14 protein-coding genes are annotated in these 16,699 nt (G+C 68.7%); 11 read left to right on the forward strand and 3 right to left on the reverse strand.

Annotated elements, in window-relative coordinates; all coding sequences use genetic code 11:
* Positions 1-8: 8 nt before the first annotated feature.
* From C5E07_RS04565 to C5E07_RS04575, 3 genes are read left to right on the forward strand one after another with little or no spacing between them, the layout of a single operon-like run.
* Positions 9-644 (forward strand): sigma-70 family RNA polymerase sigma factor, encoded by a 636-nt coding sequence (locus C5E07_RS04565; RefSeq protein ID WP_104241530.1) that lies wholly within the window; start codon positions 9-11, stop codon positions 642-644.
* A complete protein-coding gene (locus C5E07_RS04570; RefSeq protein WP_104241529.1) occupies positions 641-901 on the forward strand; it encodes a zf-HC2 domain-containing protein in 261 nt (86 codons plus the stop codon). The genes C5E07_RS04565 and C5E07_RS04570 overlap by 4 nt, the downstream gene beginning before the upstream one ends.
* A gap of 31 nt (positions 902-932) precedes the next feature.
* The gene (locus C5E07_RS04575) at positions 933-1,475 is read left to right on the forward strand and encodes a hypothetical protein (RefSeq protein WP_104298603.1); all 543 of its coding nucleotides are present in this window, start codon (positions 933-935) and stop codon (positions 1,473-1,475) included.
* An 83-nt stretch (positions 1,476-1,558) separates the two neighbouring features.
* On the opposite strand, the gene C5E07_RS04580 is transcribed toward C5E07_RS04575, so the two are convergent.
* Positions 1,559-5,266, reverse strand: a complete 3,708-nt coding sequence (locus tag C5E07_RS04580) for a multifunctional oxoglutarate decarboxylase/oxoglutarate dehydrogenase thiamine pyrophosphate-binding subunit/dihydrolipoyllysine-residue succinyltransferase subunit (protein ID WP_104241527.1) — start codon at positions 5,264-5,266, stop codon at positions 1,559-1,561.
* Between the two features lie 145 nt (positions 5,267-5,411).
* Here C5E07_RS04580 and C5E07_RS04585 point away from each other — a divergent pair, with 145 nt between their 5' ends.
* From C5E07_RS04585 to C5E07_RS04605, 5 genes are all read left to right on the forward strand, one after another.
* On the forward strand, positions 5,412-6,851 hold the full coding sequence (locus C5E07_RS04585) for a GuaB1 family IMP dehydrogenase-related protein (protein WP_104298604.1): 1,440 nt from the start codon (positions 5,412-5,414) through the stop codon (positions 6,849-6,851).
* 181 nt (positions 6,852-7,032) lie between these two features.
* Entirely contained in the window at positions 7,033-8,379 is a 1,347-nt protein-coding gene (locus tag C5E07_RS04590; RefSeq protein ID WP_104298605.1) for a hemolysin family protein, read from the forward strand.
* Positions 8,372-9,415, forward strand: coding sequence for a hemolysin family protein (locus C5E07_RS04595; RefSeq protein WP_104298606.1), 1,044 nt, complete (start codon positions 8,372-8,374; stop codon positions 9,413-9,415). Before C5E07_RS04590 ends, C5E07_RS04595 begins: the two co-directional genes overlap by 8 nt.
* A 68-nt stretch (positions 9,416-9,483) precedes the next feature.
* Positions 9,484-10,419 (forward strand): ADP/ATP-dependent (S)-NAD(P)H-hydrate dehydratase, encoded by a 936-nt coding sequence (locus C5E07_RS04600; RefSeq protein WP_181057791.1) that lies wholly within the window; start codon positions 9,484-9,486, stop codon positions 10,417-10,419.
* 20 nt (positions 10,420-10,439) lie between these two features.
* Complete coding sequence (locus C5E07_RS04605; protein WP_181057792.1) at positions 10,440-11,825, forward strand: glycosyltransferase 87 family protein; 1,386 nt, start codon at positions 10,440-10,442, stop codon at positions 11,823-11,825.
* On the opposite strand, the gene C5E07_RS04610 is transcribed toward C5E07_RS04605, so the two are convergent.
* Complete coding sequence (locus C5E07_RS04610; RefSeq protein WP_104298609.1) at positions 11,718-12,926, reverse strand: homoserine O-acetyltransferase; 1,209 nt, start codon at positions 12,924-12,926, stop codon at positions 11,718-11,720. The two genes, C5E07_RS04605 and C5E07_RS04610, sit on opposite strands and share 108 nt — an antisense overlap.
* A 28-nt stretch (positions 12,927-12,954) precedes the next feature.
* Positions 12,955-14,244, reverse strand: coding sequence for a bifunctional o-acetylhomoserine/o-acetylserine sulfhydrylase (locus tag C5E07_RS04615; RefSeq protein WP_104298610.1), 1,290 nt, complete (start codon positions 14,242-14,244; stop codon positions 12,955-12,957).
* A 144-nt stretch (positions 14,245-14,388) separates the two neighbouring features.
* Between C5E07_RS04615 and C5E07_RS04620 the strand changes: the two genes are divergently transcribed.
* The 3 genes from C5E07_RS04620 to C5E07_RS04630 are packed head-to-tail and all read left to right on the forward strand — an operon-like array spanning position 14,389 to position 16,657.
* A complete protein-coding gene (locus C5E07_RS04620; RefSeq protein ID WP_104298611.1) occupies positions 14,389-15,210 on the forward strand; it encodes an SDR family oxidoreductase in 822 nt (273 codons plus the stop codon).
* Positions 15,207-15,938 carry a Type 1 glutamine amidotransferase-like domain-containing protein gene (locus C5E07_RS04625; protein ID WP_104298612.1) on the forward strand — a complete coding sequence of 244 codons (732 nt, stop codon included), beginning with the start codon at positions 15,207-15,209 and terminating at the stop codon, positions 15,936-15,938. Before C5E07_RS04620 ends, C5E07_RS04625 begins: the two co-directional genes overlap by 4 nt.
* The gene (locus C5E07_RS04630; protein ID WP_104298613.1) at positions 15,935-16,657 is read left to right on the forward strand and encodes a uracil-DNA glycosylase; all 723 of its coding nucleotides are present in this window, start codon (positions 15,935-15,937) and stop codon (positions 16,655-16,657) included. Before C5E07_RS04625 ends, C5E07_RS04630 begins: the two co-directional genes overlap by 4 nt.
* The last annotated feature ends 42 nt before the right edge of the window (positions 16,658-16,699 follow it).

Raw genomic sequence — 16,699 nt, forward strand, 5'->3', positions numbered from 1 at the left:
CACGCGTAATGAGTGAGCAGAAGTCGCCTCAGGCGACCCCAGACCAGGACGAACTCCGACAGCTGTTCGAGGAGCAGGCGCTGCAGTACATCGACCAGTTGTACGCGGCGGCCATGCGCATGACTCGGAACCCCGCGGATGCGCAGGATCTCGTGCAGGAGACCTTCGTGAAGGCCTTCGTCGCGTTCGCTCGCTTCGAGCAGGGCACGAACCTCAAGGCGTGGCTGTACCGAATCCTCACGAACCTCTTCATCAACTCGTACCGCAAGAAGCAGCGGGAACCGTACGCGAATGCGTTGGAAGACCTCGAGGACTGGCAGTTGGGCGGCGCCGAGTCGGCGACCGCGCAGACGTCGTCGCGGTCGGCTGAGGCCGAGGCGATCGACCACCTTCCCGATTCGACGGTGAAGGACGCCCTCCAGGCGATCCCGGAGGACTTCCGCCTCGCGGTCTTCCTCGCGGATGTGGAGGGCTTCTCCTACAAGGAGATCGCAGACATCATGAAGACCCCCGTCGGCACCGTCATGTCGCGGCTCCACCGCGGCAGGCGTCTGCTTCGCGATCGCCTCACCGGCTACGCGAGGGAGAACGGCATCATTCCGCCCTTGGACGGGGACGAGCAGGAAACAGGGAGCAAGAAATGACCGATTGCGGCTGCGAGAAAGCGAAGGACGCCCTCGAGGAGTACCTGCGCAACGAGCTCGCCAGTACGGATGCGAGCGACATTCGCGAGCACCTCGAGCACTGCAAGGACTGCGAGAGCGAGCTGCACGTGAATCGTTCGCTCATGGAGGTCGTACAGCGAGCCTGCAAGGAGCGCGCCCCGGAGGAACTGCGGATGCACGTGCTCGACCAGCTCCGCAGCATCCAGCGCTCGCACGGCACGCCCGTCGCGAACTGAGCCGGGCAGCACCGAGACGCCCGCGCGGCCGATGACTGCAGACCCGAACCATCACGCCTGGCGCGCTCTGTCGCAGCGCGTCGGCGAAGTGGCAGCCGAACTGGGCGCGCGGGCTGCCAGGCGTGAGACGCTCGGCGAGCTCGTCGAGCGCCGTCCGGTGCTCGGGATCCGTCGCGGGCCCGTCATGCGACGTGTCTCCAGCGTGTGGCGGCTGCGCGAGCTGCTGCTGGACGACCAAGGCGGGCTGTACCGGGTCGGTTCGGTCATTCGCGTCGCCAAGCAGCCCGACCACTACAGCGAGCAGTCAGCCCTCGCCGCCGAGCGTCGACGCGTCCAGCTGGCCGCGCTGCGCTCGGGTTTCGAGGTGGGCGAGACCGTCAACTACGGGGCGACGCCGATCCAGCTCTCCGACGGCCTGGGTGTCGACGTGCACCCTGGGCTGGAGGTCGTCGGCGGCGAGGTCGTGCTGCACTGGGGTGCCGTGCCCGGCGCCCAGGCGGGTCTCGGCGCCGGCAGCTCGAGCGCGCTCGCCGCGTACCTCGACGACGCCGTGGCGCTCCTGACCGGTCGTTAGCCGCACACGCGCACGCACACGACGAAGACGCCCGCCCGATTGCTCGGAGCGGGCGTCTTCGTCGTGCAGACGAGGCGCGAAGCCTAGTCGGCGAGAACGCCCTCGATGAGCTCAGCCTGCTGGCGCTGGTGAGCCTTCATGGTGCCCACGGAAGGTGCAGAGGACTCCGGTCGTGTGACGGCTCGGATCGTGCGTCCTTCGAGCATGGGGGCGAGGTGCGTGCGGATGAACGGCCACGCTCCCTGGTTCTCCGGCTCGTCCTGCGCGTAGACGATCTCCGCGTTCGGGTACTCGGCGAGGAGGCGGTTGATCTCTTCACCTGGCATCGGGTAGAACTGCTCGAGACGCACGAGCGCGACGCTCGTGTCCTCGCGCTTGTCGAGCTCCGCACGCAGGTCGTAGTGCAGCTTGCCCGCGTGCAGCACGACGCGGCGCACAGCCGCCTTGTCCGTGATCCGCTCGTCATCGAGGACGGGGCGGAACGAGCCGTTCGTGAAGTCCTCGACCGGCGAGACGGCGCTGCGGAGACGCAGCATCGACTTCGGCGTGAAGATCACGAGTGGCTTGCGGGGACGCGCGTACGCCTGGCGGCGCAGCAGGTGGAAGTGCGACGCCGGCGTGGACGGCATCGCGACCGTCATGTTCTCTTCCGCGGCGAGCGTCAGGAAGCGCTCGATGCGCGCCGACGAGTGGTCGGGGCCCTGGCCCTCGTAGCCGTGTGGGAGCAGCAGCACGACGCTCGAGCGCTGGTTCCACTTCTGCTCGGACGCCGAGATGAACTCGTCGATGATGGTCTGCGCGCCGTTGACGAAGTCACCGAACTGCGCTTCCCAGAGCACGAGCGCGTCAGGTCGCTCGACCGAGTAGCCGTACTCGAAACCCAGCACCGCGTACTCGCTGAGGAACGAGTCGTAGATGGAGATCGGTGCCTGGTTGTCGCTGAGGTTCGACAGCGGCAGCCAGTTCTGGCCGTTGAGGCGATCGTGGAAGAGCGCGTGGCGCTGCACGAACGTGCCGCGGCGCGAGTCCTGGCCCGACATGCGCACCGGCGTGCCCTCCATGAGGAGCGAGCCGAGCGCGAGGAGCTCGCCGAATGCCCAGTCGATGCCACCGTCTCGGCTCATCTGCTCCCGCTTGGAGAGCACCGCCTTGAGCTTCGTGTGCACCGAGAAGCCCTCTGGCGGGTTCCCGTGCGCGTCGCCGATGATCTCGACGACCTCGCGTGCGACGGCGGTCGAGTCCGGCTCGGAGCGGTGGTTCTCCTCGCGAGAGCCGACGGCCGAGAGCTCGGCCGCGGAGATGGGCGTCGACTGCGTCTGCGCCTGGTGGGTCTCCGCGAAGGCGCGCTCGAGGCGGTCGTGGAAGTCCTTCTGCGCCGCGTCGAACTCGTCCTGCGTGATGTCGCCACGGCCGACGAGGGCTTCCGCGTAGAGCTTGCGGACCGAGCGCTTCGCCTCGATGAGGTTGTACATGAGGGGCTGCGTCATCGACGGGTCGTCGCCCTCGTTGTGGCCACGGCGACGGTACGAGATGAGGTCGATGACGACATCGCGCTTGAAGCGCTGGCGGTAGGCGAACGCGAGCTCGGCGACGCGAGCCACCGATTCGGGGTCGTCGCCGTTCACGTGGAAGACGGGAGCCGAGATGGCCTTCGCGACGTCGGTCGAGTACATCGACGAACGGGCGTCGCGCGGGGTGGTCGTGAAGCCGACCTGGTTGTTGATGTTCACGTGGATCGTGCCGCCCGTGCGGTAGGCGCGGAGCTGCGACATCTGCATCGTCTCGTAGACGACACCCTGGCCGGCCATCGCCGCGTCACCGTGGATGAGGATCGGCAGCACGGCGTCTCGGCCGTCGGACTTGCGGTCGATCTTGCCGCGCACGATGCCCTCGAGCACGCCGTTCACCGCCTCGAGGTGCGAGGGGTTGGCGGCGAGGTAGACGGGGATGGTCGCGCCGGATGCCGCCGTGAAGGTTCCCTCGATGCCGAGGTGGTACTTCACGTCGCCGGAGTTGCCGCGTCCGGAGCTGGACTGCACGCCCTCGAACTCGCGGAAGATCTGCCCGTAGGTCTTCCCCGCGATGTTCGTGAGGACGTTGAGGCGACCGCGGTGGGCCATGCCGATGGCGACCTCGTCGAGGTCCTCCTCCGCTGCACCCTGGATGATCGTGTCGAGCAGGGAGATGACCGACTCGGATCCCTCGAGGGAGAAGCGCTTCTGGCCGACGTACTTCGTCTGCAGGAAGGTCTCGAACGCCTCAGCCTCGTTGAGCTTGTTGAGGATGCGCATCTGCTCTTCGTGCGTGGGCTTCGTGTACGGGTGCTCAAGCTCGTCCTGGAACCAGGCGCGCTGCTCCGGGTCCTGGATGTGCATGTACTCGATGCCGATCGTGCGGCAGTAGGAGTCGCGCAGGATGCCGAGGATGTCGCGGAGCTTGAGCATCCGCTGGCTGCCGCCGAAGCCGTCCGCGACGAACTCGCGCTCGAGGTCCCAGAACGTGAGTCCGTGATTCTCGATCTCGAGGTCGGGATGCGTGCGCTGCACGTACTGCAGCGGGTCGATGTCCGCCATCATGTGGCCGCGGACGCGGTACATGTTGATGAGCTGCTGCACGCGCGCCGTCTTGTTGATGGACGCGGCGAGGTCGACGTGCACGTCCTGCGACCACACGACGGGCTTGTACGGGATGCGCAGGGAGGCGAAGATCTCCTCGTAGAAGTTGTGCTTGCCCGTGAGGTGCTCGTGCACGATCTTGAGGAACTCGCCGGAGCCGGCGCCCTGGATGACGCGGTGGTCGTAGGTGCTCGAGATGGTGAGGCGCTTCGAGATGGCGAGGTCGTCGAGGACGTGCTGCGCCATGCCCTGGTAGGGGGCCGGGTAGTCGAGGGCGCCGGCACCGATGATGGCGCCCTGCCCCTTCATGAGCCTCGGGACGGACTGGAGGGTTCCCATGCCGCCCGGGTTCGTGAGCGAGATGGTGGTGCCCGCGTAGTCGTCTCCGCTGAGCTTGTTCTGGCGTCCGCGCTTGATGAGCTCCTCGTACGCTCCGAGGAACTCGCGGAAGTTGAGGGTCTCGGCCTGCTTGATGCTCGGCACGACCAGGGCGCGGGTTCCGTCCGGCTTCGGCACGTCGATCGCGATGCCGAGGTTGACGTGCGCTGGCTCGATGGCGGATGGCTTGCCGTCGATCTCGTCGTAGTAGACGTTCATGCTGGGGAACTTGATGAGCGCCTTCACGAGCGCCCAGCCGATGAGGTGCGTGAACGAGACCTTGCCACCGCGGGTTCGCCGGAGGTGGTTGTTGATCACGATGCGGTTGTCGATCATGAGCTTCGCGGGGATCTCGCGGTAGCTCGTGGCCGTCGGCACCTGCAGGGAGATGTCCATGTTCTTGGCGATGGCCTTCGCCATGCCCTTGAGCGGCGACACGATGTTCTCGCGCGACGGCGCCTTCTCCTTGTCAGCGGCGGGTGCATCCGCTGGGATGAGCTTCTCCTGAGGGGCTGCGGCAGTCGTCTTCGCCTGCTTGCGAGCCTCACCGTCGGCGGCTGGCTTCTTCGCCTCGGCCGCAGGAGCCGGAGCTGCCTTGGCGGGCTGAGCCGCGGGCGCCGTCTTCGCGGGAGCAGCGCCCTGCTGCTTCGCGTACTGCTCGAGCGTGGGCCACCAGGCCTCGTCTACGCTCTTCGGGTCCTTGACGTACTTCTCGTACATCTCCTCGACGAGCCAGTCATTGGCTCCGAAATCGGACTTTGCTTCGTCTGTACCCGCACTGGTCAAATGACTCGCCACCTGAGTTCGTCTCGCGTTCGTCTAGTGATGCGGGACGCGCCGAATCTGGGCGGCGACCCCATCGAGTGACAAGCCTAACGCCCTTGGCGAGCGCTCTGCGCGAAAGTGGGGTGAGGAGGGGGCTCCGCAACGTAATCTGGAGGCCATGCACTTCTCTGGTCCTGCCCCTCACCACGAGCTCACCTACTCCGATGTGTTCCTCATCCCGAGTCGTTCCGACGTGGGCTCGAGACTCAACGTCTCGCTCGCTCCGGACGACGGGACCGGCATGACGATCCCGCTGGTCGCCTCGAACATGAACGCGGTCACCGGGCCCCGCATGGCAGCCGCAATCGCGCGCCGCGGCGGGCTCGGAGTCCTTCCCCAGGACATGTCGCTCGAGGAGCTGCAAGCCGCCATCCGCTGGGTGAAGTCGCAGGATCCGGTGCTGGACACTCCGTTCACGGCGAAGGGCGAGGCGACGGTCGGCGACGTGCTCGAGCTCGTGCCTCCGGTGGCCGGCTTCGGCGTCTCGGTGCTTGGGCCCACCGGAGATGTGCTGGGAGTCCTGCAGGCCTCGACCCTCGCGCGTGTCCCGAGCGACGCCGTGCTCGCCGACCTCAGCCACCACTTCGTCGATGAGATCCCCGTCTCGCTCGCGCGCGACTCGCGCGCGGTCTTCAACTCGTTCGCCGAGACCGGGTCGAACTTCGCCCCCGTCCGGACCGAGGCCGGCGAGATCGCGACGGTCACCTCGGGCGGTGCCCTCCGCAGCACGATCTACCGCCCTGCGCTCGATTCGCAGGGACGCCTGCGTGTCGCGGTCGCCGTCGGCGTGTCGCGCAACGCGCTCGAGCGTGCTCGGGCGCTCGTGGAAGCCGGTGCCGACGTCCTCGTGCTCGACACGGCACACGGCCACCAGGGGAGCATGCTGCGTGCCATCGAGGCGGTCCGCGGCGCGGAGCTCGGTGTTCCCATCGTCGCCGGGAACGTGGTGAGCGGAAGCGGAGTCCACGACCTCGTGTCGGCCGGGGCGAGCATTATCAAGGTCGGCGTCGGACCGGGTGCGATGTGCACGACCCGCATGATGACGGCCGTGGGTCGTCCGCAGTTCTCGGCCGTGCTGGAGACCTCGGAGACGGCGCACGCGCTCGGGGCACGCGTGTGGGCGGATGGCGGAGTGCGCTACCCGCGCGACGTCGCGCTCGCGCTCGCCGCGGGAGGCTCCGCCGTCATGATCGGCTCGTGGTTCGCCGGCACCGTCGAAGCGCCTGGCACGGTGCGGACGGACGAGTCGGGCAACTGGTTCAAGGAGTCGTTCGGCATGGCGTCGACCAAGGCCGTCGAGGCTCGGTTCGGTGACCTCGAGCCCTACGAGCGCGCCCGCAAGCTGCTCTTCGCGGAAGGGATCTCGTCCTCGAAGATCATGCTCGACCCGAAGCGTCCAGGTCTCGATGACCTGATCGACATGATCACGACGGGCGTTCGCTCGTCCTTCACCTACGCGGGCGCCGACTCGCTGCCCGAGTTCCGCCAGCGCGCGAAGGTCGGCATCCAGTCGGCCGCCGGCTACGAAGAGGGCAAGGCCCTCCCGGTGTCCTGGTAGTCGCGGTCGCGTGAGGGTGGTCTTCGCTATACTTCGTGGCAACTATGGACGATGACCATCCTCCGCGATCCGCACCCTCACGCGCCGCAGCTCTGCCTGCGTTGAGCGCCTCCTCCTCTCCGGCTCGGCATCCCCGAAGCATCCCCGTATCGAGGGATGAGGGTTCGTGAACGAGTGGGTCATGCTCGGCATCGGCGTCCTCCTGACGGTGGGGACCGGCGTCTTCGTCGGGTCGGAGTTCGCGCTCGTCAACCTCGACCGCAACGACCTCGAGAAGCGTCGGGAACGCGGGGAGAAGCGCCTCACCCCGACCATCAACGCGCTCAAGCACACGTCGACGCACCTCTCGAGCGCGCAGCTCGGGATCACGCTGACGACCCTCCTCACCGGCTACACGATGGAGCCGGCCATCTCGTCGCTGCTCTCGTCGCCGCTCGGCGCCGTTGGGCTGCCGGAGGACGCCGTGCGCCCCGTCGGCGCCGTGCTCGCGATCGTGATCGCCACGGGGCTCTCGATGGTCATGGGGGAGCTGATCCCGAAGAACTTCGCGCTGGCCGTGCCGCGTGCGACGGCGAAGTTCCTCATCCCGCTGCAGGTCGCGTTCACAACCGTCTTCCGCCCCGCCGTCGCGGTGCTCAACGGAAGCGCCAATGGCCTCATCCGGGCCCTCGGCATCGAGCCCAAGGAGGAGCTCTCCGGCGCCCGCACGGCGGAGGAGCTCTCGAGCCTCGTCCGCCGCTCCGCGCTCGTCGGACTGCTCGAGGGCGAGCGGGCGGTGCTCTTGAGCCGCACGCTGCGGTTCTCCGACCACATCGCGGCGGACGTCATGACGCCCAGGCCGCGTGTGCAGTCCATCGCGGTCGACGCGCCGGTCCAGGACCTCATCGACCTCGCGAAGTCGACGGGCCATTCCCGATTCCCGGTGACCGGTGAGGACATCGACGAGATCGTCGGCGTGGCCCACCTGAAGAATGCCGTCTCGCTGCCGCTCGATCGCCGCCGTTCCGTGCCGGTCGGCGCGATCAAGACGGATGCGCTGCTCGTGCCGGAGACGCTGGGGCTCGACGCTCTGCTCGCCGAGCTCCGCTCCGGCGGCTTCCAGCTCGCCGTCGTCCTCGACGAGTACGGCGGCACGAACGGGGTCGTCACTCTCGAGGATCTCGTGGAGGAGATCGTCGGCGAGCTCGTCGACGAGCACGACCGAGCGCATCTCGACGTCGTGCGAGCCAAGGGCCGCACCACATTCGACGGGATGCTCCGGCCGGACGAGGTACGGGACCGCCTGAACATCGAGCTCGACGACGACGGGCCCTTCGAGACCGTCGCTGGCTTCATGATGAACGCGCTCGAGCGCATCCCCGCGGTCGGCGACGAGGTGCAGGTTCCCGTCGGCACGTTCCGCGTCGAGCGGATGGAGGGTCGGCGGGTCGATCGCGTCGCGTTCACGCCGAACGAGTCGTACGAGTCGAGGGAGGCGCTCATGCAGCGCCTCGCCGACAAGCACGCCGAGAAGGAGAACCGTGACTGAGTACTGGTCTGGACTCGCCTGGCTCGTGGTGCTCCTCGCCGCGAACGCCTTCTTCGTCGGCGCGGAGTTCGCGGTCATCTCGGCGAAGCGATCGCAGATCGAGCCCAGAGCCGAACGCGGCAGCAAGGCCGCCCAGCAGACGCTCTACGCGATGGAGCACGCGACCGGCATGCTCGCGACGAGCCAGCTCGGCATCACCGTCTGCTCGCTGCTGATCCTCAACGTCTCGGAGCCGGCGCTGCATCACCTGCTCGAGATCCCGCTCTCCGCGACGGGGCTCAGCGAGGAGATGATCTCGACGATCGCCTTCGTCATCGCGCTCATCGTCGTCTCGTACCTGCACGTCGTGCTCGGCGAGATGGTTCCGAAGAACATCTCCTTCTCGGTCCCGGACCGCGCGGCGCTCCTGCTCGCCCCGCCGCTCGTGTTCTTCTCGCGGCTCTTCGCACCGGTCATCTGGGCGCTGAACGGCATCGCCAACACGACGCTGCGCCTGTTCGGCGTCGAGCCGAAGGCCGAGACGACGAGTGCCTTCACCTTCGACGAGGTCGCGGGCATCGTCGAGCAGTCCAAGCGCGAGGGTGTGCTCATGGATCGTGCCGGCACGCTCTCGAACACCTTCGAGTTCACGGCGAAGAAGGTCGCGGCGGTTGCGATCCCGGGCGAGCAGCTCGTGGTGCTGCCGCCGGAGGCGACGCCGGAGATGCTGCAGCGCGCGGTCTCCGAGCACGGTTACTCGCGCTACATCATCCTGGACGAGGAAGGTGAATTCTCCGGCTACGTGCACCTGAAGGACGTGCTCGACCTCGACAAGCCGGACGAGTTCGACCAGCCCATCCCGGTCAAGCGCATCCGCTCGCTCGACTCGATGCACGACGAGGCCGACCTCGAGGACGCGCTCGCCACGATGCGGCGCACTGGGAGCCACCTGGCGCGGGTCCTCGATCGAGAGGGCAACACGCTCGGCGTGCTGTTCCTCGAGGACATCATCGAGGAGCTCGTCGGCGAGATCCGGGACGCGACTGCTCGCCACTGATCGCCGGTCTCCTCGCCGGAGCGCGGTGGCGACTTGGCGTGTCGTCGAAGAGCGACCAGTATGGCCGGGTGAGGGAATTCGATGCTCAGGATGCCGCGGCCAGCGTCTTCGCGCCGCGCGAGGACGACCACAAGTACCGCCGGGGTGTCACGGCGTTCGTGACGGGCTCCACGCACTACCCGGGCGCCGCCGTCCTGGGGACGAGGGCCGCCCTCGCGACCGGGATCGGGATGGTGCGCTACGCCGGGGGCGAGGCGGAGACCAAGGCGGTGCTGTGGCAGAGTCCGGAGGTCGTCGCCGATCTTGCGTCGTTCGATGCGCTTGTCGTCGGGTCCGGAGTGGATCCGAAGGACGTGCGGCGCACCAGCGAGGCGCGGGAAGCGCTCGATCGTGCTCGGGAGCTCGACGCCACGGTCATCGCCGATTCCGGCGCGCTCGGGCAGATCGCCAAGCGCGTGCTGGGAGGCCACCACGTGCGCCGATGCATCCTGACGCCCCATGCGGCCGAGCTCGCCGCCCTGATCACGAAGCTCGAGGACACCGAGGTGCATGCCACCGACGTCATCAAGGAGCCGGAACAGGCGGTCCGCCTCGTGACGGATCGTCTCGGCTGCACGCTCGTGCTCAAGGGGCACCGCACCTACATCGCGGGGGACGGTCCGACGATCGTCGTGGATGCTCCTGGAGCCTGGCTCGCCACGGCGGGGACCGGTGATGTGCTGGCCGGTGCTATGGGTGCGCTGAGCGCCGTCGCCTCGAAGCGCGACGTGGCCGAGCAGCCGGAGCCCCAGCACCTCGCGGCAGCGGCCGTATGGCTGCATGCGCGAGCTGGCTGGCTCGCGTCGCAGCTGAACGCGGGAAACCCGGAGGCGGCTTCCGCGCTGCTTGCCCCCATCGACGAGCTCACGAGGTTCGGTCCTGGTGCGCCGATCAGGGCGAGCGACGCGACTGCTGCGTTGCCGCGCCTCGTCGGAGCGCTCGTGGCGTCCAAGCTGCGCGCCTGACCTGGGGTAGCTTGTCCCGCATGACTTCGTCGTGGATCGCCCGTCACTGGCCGGGCCCTCTCTCGATCGTGACGCTCTGGCTTGCCTTCGCGGGCGTCCACTACGTGCTGATCCTCGTGAACCTCTACTCGCTCTCGAACCCCATGGGCGACGTGTTCCAGGTCTACCGCGGGTGGGTCGACCAAGCCCAGCTCGGGCAGGTGCCCGGTATCGATACGACGTTCGTGTACCCGCTGCCCTCGCTCCTGCCGATGCTGGTGGCAGACGCGGTCGGAGGGCAGGCGAACTACGGCCTGGGCTGGCTGCTGGTGGTCGCGGCCGGCAACGCCGTGGCGTTCGCGGCGCTGACGCTGTGGCGCCCCTCGTCTCGCGACGCCAGGCTCCGGCAGATCGCCGCCTGGTGGTGGCTCGTGCTCATGGCCCTGCTCGGACCGGTGGCGCTCGGCCGCATCGATGCGGTGAGCGTGCCGATCGCGATCCTCGCGCTGCTGGCGCTTCGGCGTCGTCCCGAGATCGCGGGTGCCCTGCTCACGTTCGGCGCATGGCTCAAGATCTGGCCAGCTGCCGTGTTCGCGGCGGCCTTCATCGTGCTGCGCCACCGACTCTGGCTCGTTGCTGGTGCCGTCGTCGTGTGCGCTGCCGTGCTCATCCCGGCCCTCGCGCTCGGTGGCGGGTCGAACGTATTCTCCTTCGTGACCGAGCAGACGGGGCGGGGGCTGCAGGTCGAGGCGGTCGCCGCGACCGTGCCGATGTGGCTCGCGTCGATGCAGGTGCCTGGCTACGACGCCTACTACTCGATGGAGATCCTGACCTTCCAGGTCGACGGTCCCGGCACGGAGTTCGTGAGCGCTCTGCTCACGCCGGTGCTTGGCGTGGCCGTGCTCGGCGTGGTGCTGCTCGCACTTGTCTCCAAGCGTCGTGGCATGCCGTTCACGCGCCTGTTCCCGGCCTTGTCGCTCGCGCTCGTGCTCTCGTTCATCGTCTTCAACAAGGTCGGCTCGCCGCAGTTCATCACGTGGCTCGCGCCGGTCATCGTGTTCGGGCTCATCGTCGACGTCAGGCGCTTCGCGCTGCCCGCCGGCATCGCCCTCTGCATCGCCTGGCTCACGCAGATCATCTATCCAGGCAACTACAACTTCGTGACCGATGCCCACTCCGCCGGCGTCGCGCTCCTCGCGGGTCGCAACGGGCTGCTGGTCGTGCTGCTCGTCTGGGCGCTCTGGGCGATGTGGCCGCGCAGCAGGCGAGCTGTGCGCCGGGCTCCGAGCGGCAGCTCGGCGGCTCGCACCCCCGCCAGCTCAGCCGTTCGCGAGCATGGAGCGGATGGCGTCGCCGACGTGGTGGATCTCGAGCAGGAACCCGTCGTGGCCGAAGTTCGACCTGATCGTGACGGCTCTGTCGCCTGAGTAGCTGTTCTGCACGCCCGCGGCGATGCGGTGCTGCGTCTCGGGCGGGAAGAGCACGTCCGTCGAGATGCCGATGACCATGGTGGATGCGGTGACGCGCGCGAGCGCGGCATCGAGGCCTCCGCGGTCGCGGCCGACGTTGTGCGAGCTCATGGCCGTCAGCAGCGTGATGTAGCTGTTGGCGTCGAAGCGACGCGTGAAGCGGTTGCCGTGGAAGTCGAGGTAGGACTCGACGGCGTAGCGCCCTTCGTCCTGCTCCGGGCTGAGGTTGGACTGCCAGCTGCGTCCGAAGCGGTCGTCGAGCTCGGTGCCCGACCGGTAGTTGAGCATGGCGAGGCGCCGCGCGAGGGCGAGGCCGCGGTGCGGTCCGAAGCCGGCGGGCTCGTCCGCGTAGTCGCCGCCGTTGAAGTTCGGATCGAGCCTGATGGCGTCGATCTGCAGGGTGTTCTGCGCGATGGTCTGCGCGTCGGACGCCGCAGGTGCGCTCATCACGACGAGCCGCTGCGTGCGGTCGGGGTACATGATGCCCCACTCGAGCGCGTGCATGCCGCCCATGGAGCCGCCGATGACGGCGGCGAACGAGGCGATGCCGAGTTCGTCCGCGAGCAGCGCCTGCGCTCGCACCTGGTCGCGGATCGTGAGCACCGGGAAGGAGGATCCGTACGCGTTCCCGCGAGCATCGAGGCTCGCGGGTCCCGTCGAGCCCTGGCAGCCGCCGAGCATGTTGGGGGCGATCACGAAGTAGCGGTCCGTGTCGAGAGGGGCCCCGGGACCGACGATGCCCGGCCACCAGCCTGCGGTCGGATGCCCGGGCCCGAGCGGCCCCTCCACGTGCGAGTCGCCGGTGAGCGCGTGGAGCACGAGGATCGCGTTCGAGCGGTCGGCGTTGAGCGTGCCCCACGTCTCGTAGGCGATCCGGATGAGCGGGAGCTCGCCGCCGTGCTCGGGGCTGAACGCCCCGAGCCAGGCGAACTGGCGGTGGCCGACGTCGTCGCCGTCGCGCCACGCGCCCGAGGCGGGCGGCCTCAGCGAGACCGCCCGCAATTCGTCGTTCGGAATTCTGCCGCTCGGCGGCGAGATGCCGTGATCTGTCCAGTCCATCAGCGCCAGGCTAGCGGCTACCCCGCGCCTAGGCGCGAAGCGAGTCGAGGGCCTGCGAGAGGTCCGCGATGAGGTCGTCGACGTTCTCGAGGCCGACCGAGAGGCGCACGAGTCCGGGGTTGATGCCGGATGCGAGGAGCTGCTCTGGGGTGAGCTGCGAGTGCGTCGTCGACGGCGGGTGGACGATGAGGCTGCGCACGTCGCCGATGTTCGCGAGGTGGCTGAAGAGCTGCACGCGCTCGACGAGCTTGCGGCCAGCTTCGACGCCGCCGCGGAGCTCGAACGACAGGATGGCACCTGCGCCGTTCGGTGCGTAGCGCTTCGCCAGGGCATTCCAGGGGCTCGTCTCGAGGCCCGCGTAGTTGACGTTCTGCACCTCGGCGTGGCCCTGGAGCCACGACGCGATCGCGGTCGCGTTGGAGACGTGGCGCTCCATGCGGAGGCTCAGCGTCTCGACGCCCTGCAGGATCTGCCAGGACGAAGCGGGTGCGATGGACGCACCGATGTCGCGCAGCAGCTGCACGCGGGCCTTGGTGTGGAACGCGTTGGCGTTGCCGAGGGCACCCGTGTAGCTGAGGCCGTCGTAGCTCGGGTCGGGCTCGGACAGGCCAGGGAAGCGGTCCTTGTGCTCATCCCAGGGGAAGGTGCCGCCGTCGACGATGACGCCGCCGATCACGGCGCCGTGGCCGCCGAGGAACTTCGTCGCGGAGTGGACGACGATGTCGGCCCCGTGCTCGAAGGGCCGGATGAGGAAGGGGGTGGCGATGGTGTTGTCGACGATGAGGGGCACGCCGACCTCGTGGGCGACCGTGGCGACCGTCTCGATGTCGAGGATGTTGACGGCAGGGTTGCCGATCGTCTCGCCGAAGAACAGCTTCGTGTTGTCCTTCGCCGCTGCCCGCCAGGCGTCTGGGTTGTTCTGGTCCTCGACGAAGGTGACGTCGATGCCGAGCTTCGCGAACGTGTACTTGAAGAGGTTGAACGTGCCGCCGTAGATGGACGTCGAGGACACGATGTGGTCGCCGGCTCCCGCGATGTTCAGGATCGCGAACGTCTCCGCCGCCTGGCCGGATGCGAGCGCGAGCGCCCCGCTGCCGCCTTCGAGGTCGGCGATGCGCGCCTCGAGCACCGCGGTCGTGGGGTTCGTGATGCGCGTGTAGATGTTCCCGGCGCGCGCGAGGGAGAAGAGATCGGCCGCGTGCTGTGCGTCGTCGAACACGTACGAGGTCGTCTGGTAGATCGGGGTGACGACCGCGTTGGTCGTGGGGTCGGGGGCAGAGCCTGCGTGGATCTGCCTGGTCTCGAAGCTCTGGGTCATGGGTAGCCTCCGTGTCGGCCGCGACCCGACTGGACAGTCGGGTGGCACCGAGTGTGGCAGTGGGCGCTGGCGCGGGCAACGGCGCGGGACACAAATCGTCACGCGTGCCAGGCGCGGCGCGCGGCCGCATGCCACGATGGAGGCATGCCTGAAGAACAGAGAACGCGTGTTGTCGTAGTGACGGGAGCGAGCAGCGGGATTGGCCGGTCGACGGTCAGGTCGTTGCGCGCAGAGGGCAGAGTGGTGCTCGCGACTGCCCGCCGTGCCGACCGGCTCGAGGAGCTCGCCGCCGAGACCGGCGCGGAGGTGCTGGCGGGGGACATCACCGATGACGCCTTCGTGGCCGAGCTCCGAGACACCGCGAGCCGGCTCGGAGAGGTCGAGGCCCTGGTCAACGTCGCCGGGGGAGCGTTCGGCACCGAGAGCGTCGAGGAGAGCAGCATCGCCGACTGGCAGCTGATGTTCGAGCTCAACGTCCTCGGCACGAAGCGCGTCATCACGGCGTTCCTGCCGCTGCTGCGTGCATCCGCCGCGAGCAGCACGGACGAGTTCCCACACGCGGACATCGTCACGGTCACCTCCACGGCCGGGCGCGTCATCTACCAGGGCGGTGGCGGCTACGTCGCGACGAAGGCCGCGGAGGCGGCGATGATCGGGGTGCTGCGCCTCGAGCTCGGCGGTGAGCCCATCCGGGTCATCGACATCGCGCCTGGGATGGTGCACACGGAGGAGTTCACGCTCAAGCGGATGCGGGGCGACGGGGCCTCGGCCGACAAGCTCTACGAGGGCGTCGATCATCCGCTCACCGCGGAGGACATCGCGGCGACGATCCAGCTGGCGCTCCAGCTTCCCGGTCACGTCAACGTCGACGAGCTCGTCGTGCGTCCGGTGGCGCAGCGGGAGCAGTTCCAGCTGCACCGCGGCCCCCTCGTCATGAAGGGCGCCACGAAGGAGGCCGGCGAGTGAGCATCTTCCTGGTAGGCGGCGGAGACGGTTCAGGGGTCGAGCTCGCGCTCGCCCAGCTCGCGGGCGAGGCTCGAAGCCGCGCCGCCGGAGCGACGCCCGTCATCGCGGTCATCGCGGTCGGGGAGAACCCCGAGCCCGTCGCGGACTGGTTCGCGGACCGACTCCGATCGGTCGACCCTGGCGTCCTGGCGACTCCCGTGCTCGCCCGGAGCACGGCGAGCGGTGAACCGCTCGACGAGATCGATCTCGCCAGCTTCTCGACGGCCCACGGCATCCTGGTCTGCGGGGGCCACACCCCCGCGTACCTCGCCGCCCTGGCGCCGCTCGCGACCGACATCCGCCGCCTGGTGGCGGAGGGCGTCTCCTACCTCGGCTACTCGGCCGGCGCCGCCATCGCCGCGGACGAGGCCATCATCGGCGGGTGGCGCATCGGCGGCGTGCCCGTCGCCCCGGAGGAATCCGGCGAGGGACTCGACGAGGTGACGTTCGAGGCCGGCCTCGGGCTGGTCGATCTGACCATCGAGGCGCACGCCGCTCAGTGGGGTCTCGTCGCGCTGTGCGCTGCGAGCATCGAAGCGGGACTCGCGGAGCGCATCCTCGCCGTCGACGAGGACACCGTCCTCAAGGTCGGAGAGGGCGCGCTGGAGATCCTCGGGTCTGGGAGCGTCTGGCAGCTGACCGCGGGGGAGGGCGGCGTCACGGTCTCCTCCAGCCGAGCCTCGGAATGACGGAGTTGCGCGGGCTCAGCGATCTGCATCGGCTCGACCCGGGGTGGGCTCGGGCGCTCGAGCCTGCTGCCGGCCGCCTGGACGAGATCGCGGAGCGGCTGAAGCTGGAGGAGGATGCCGGCCGCGGCTTCCTGCCTGCTCCTGAGCACATCCTCAGGGCATTCGAGGCCCCACTCGACGACGTCCGGGTCCTGATCGTGGGCCAGGACCCGTATCCGACTCCCGGGCATCCCATCGGCCTGTCCTTCGCGACCGATCGCCACGTCCGGCCGCTCCCTCGAAGCCTCGCGAACATCTACCGGGAGCTGCACGACGACCTGGGCATCGAAGCGGCCACCACCGGCGATCTCTCGCGGTGGAGCGAGCAGGGAGTCCTGCTCCTGAACCGTGTCCTGACGGTCGGCGCCGGCACGGCGGGCTCGCACCGCGCGTTCGGCTGGCAGTCGGTCACGGATCTGGCGATCGAGGCCCTGGTGGCCCGCCAGCGTCCGCTCGTTGCCATCCTCTGGGGCAAGGACGCGCAGGCCCTCGCCCCGCTGCTCGGCGAGACCCCGACCCTCGTGAGCGCCCACCCGAGCCCGCTCTCCGCCTCCCGCGGCTTCTTCGGCTCCCGTCCGTTCTCGCGGACCAACGAGCTGCTGCGGCAGCAGGGTGCGGATCCGGTTGACTGGCGGGTCGTCGAGACGCCCCAGGGCGCCACGCAGCCACCCCTGTTCTAGGTGCGCCAGACCGAGCGCCACCGACACGAGCATCAGAGAGGC

The sequence above is a fragment of the Pseudoclavibacter sp. RFBJ3 genome (assembly GCF_002931375.1).
Taxonomy (GTDB): Bacteria; Actinomycetota; Actinomycetes; order Actinomycetales; family Microbacteriaceae; genus Pseudoclavibacter.

Excerpts from the sequence above, each read along its gene's own strand:
- C5E07_RS04620 (WP_104298611.1), top strand. The coding sequence starts at position 14,389 with ATGCCTGAAGAACAGAGAACGCGTGTTGTCGTAGTGACGGGAGCGAGC.
- C5E07_RS04575 (WP_104298603.1), top strand. The coding sequence starts at position 933 with ATGACTGCAGACCCGAACCATCACGCCTGGCGCGCTCTGTCGCAGCGC.
- C5E07_RS04615 (WP_104298610.1), bottom strand. The coding sequence starts at position 14,244 with ATGACCCAGAGCTTCGAGACCAGGCAGATCCACGCAGGCTCTGCCCCC.
- C5E07_RS04570 (WP_104241529.1), top strand. The coding sequence starts at position 641 with ATGACCGATTGCGGCTGCGAGAAAGCGAAGGACGCCCTCGAGGAGTAC.
- C5E07_RS04610 (WP_104298609.1), bottom strand. The coding sequence starts at position 12,926 with ATGGACTGGACAGATCACGGCATCTCGCCGCCGAGCGGCAGAATTCCG.
- C5E07_RS04630 (WP_104298613.1), top strand. The coding sequence starts at position 15,935 with ATGACGGAGTTGCGCGGGCTCAGCGATCTGCATCGGCTCGACCCGGGG.
- C5E07_RS04605 (WP_181057792.1), top strand. The coding sequence starts at position 10,440 with ATGACTTCGTCGTGGATCGCCCGTCACTGGCCGGGCCCTCTCTCGATC.
- C5E07_RS04590 (WP_104298605.1), top strand. The coding sequence starts at position 7,033 with ATGCTCGGCATCGGCGTCCTCCTGACGGTGGGGACCGGCGTCTTCGTC.
- C5E07_RS04565 (WP_104241530.1), top strand. The coding sequence starts at position 9 with ATGAGTGAGCAGAAGTCGCCTCAGGCGACCCCAGACCAGGACGAACTC.
- C5E07_RS04585 (WP_104298604.1), top strand. The coding sequence starts at position 5,412 with ATGCACTTCTCTGGTCCTGCCCCTCACCACGAGCTCACCTACTCCGAT.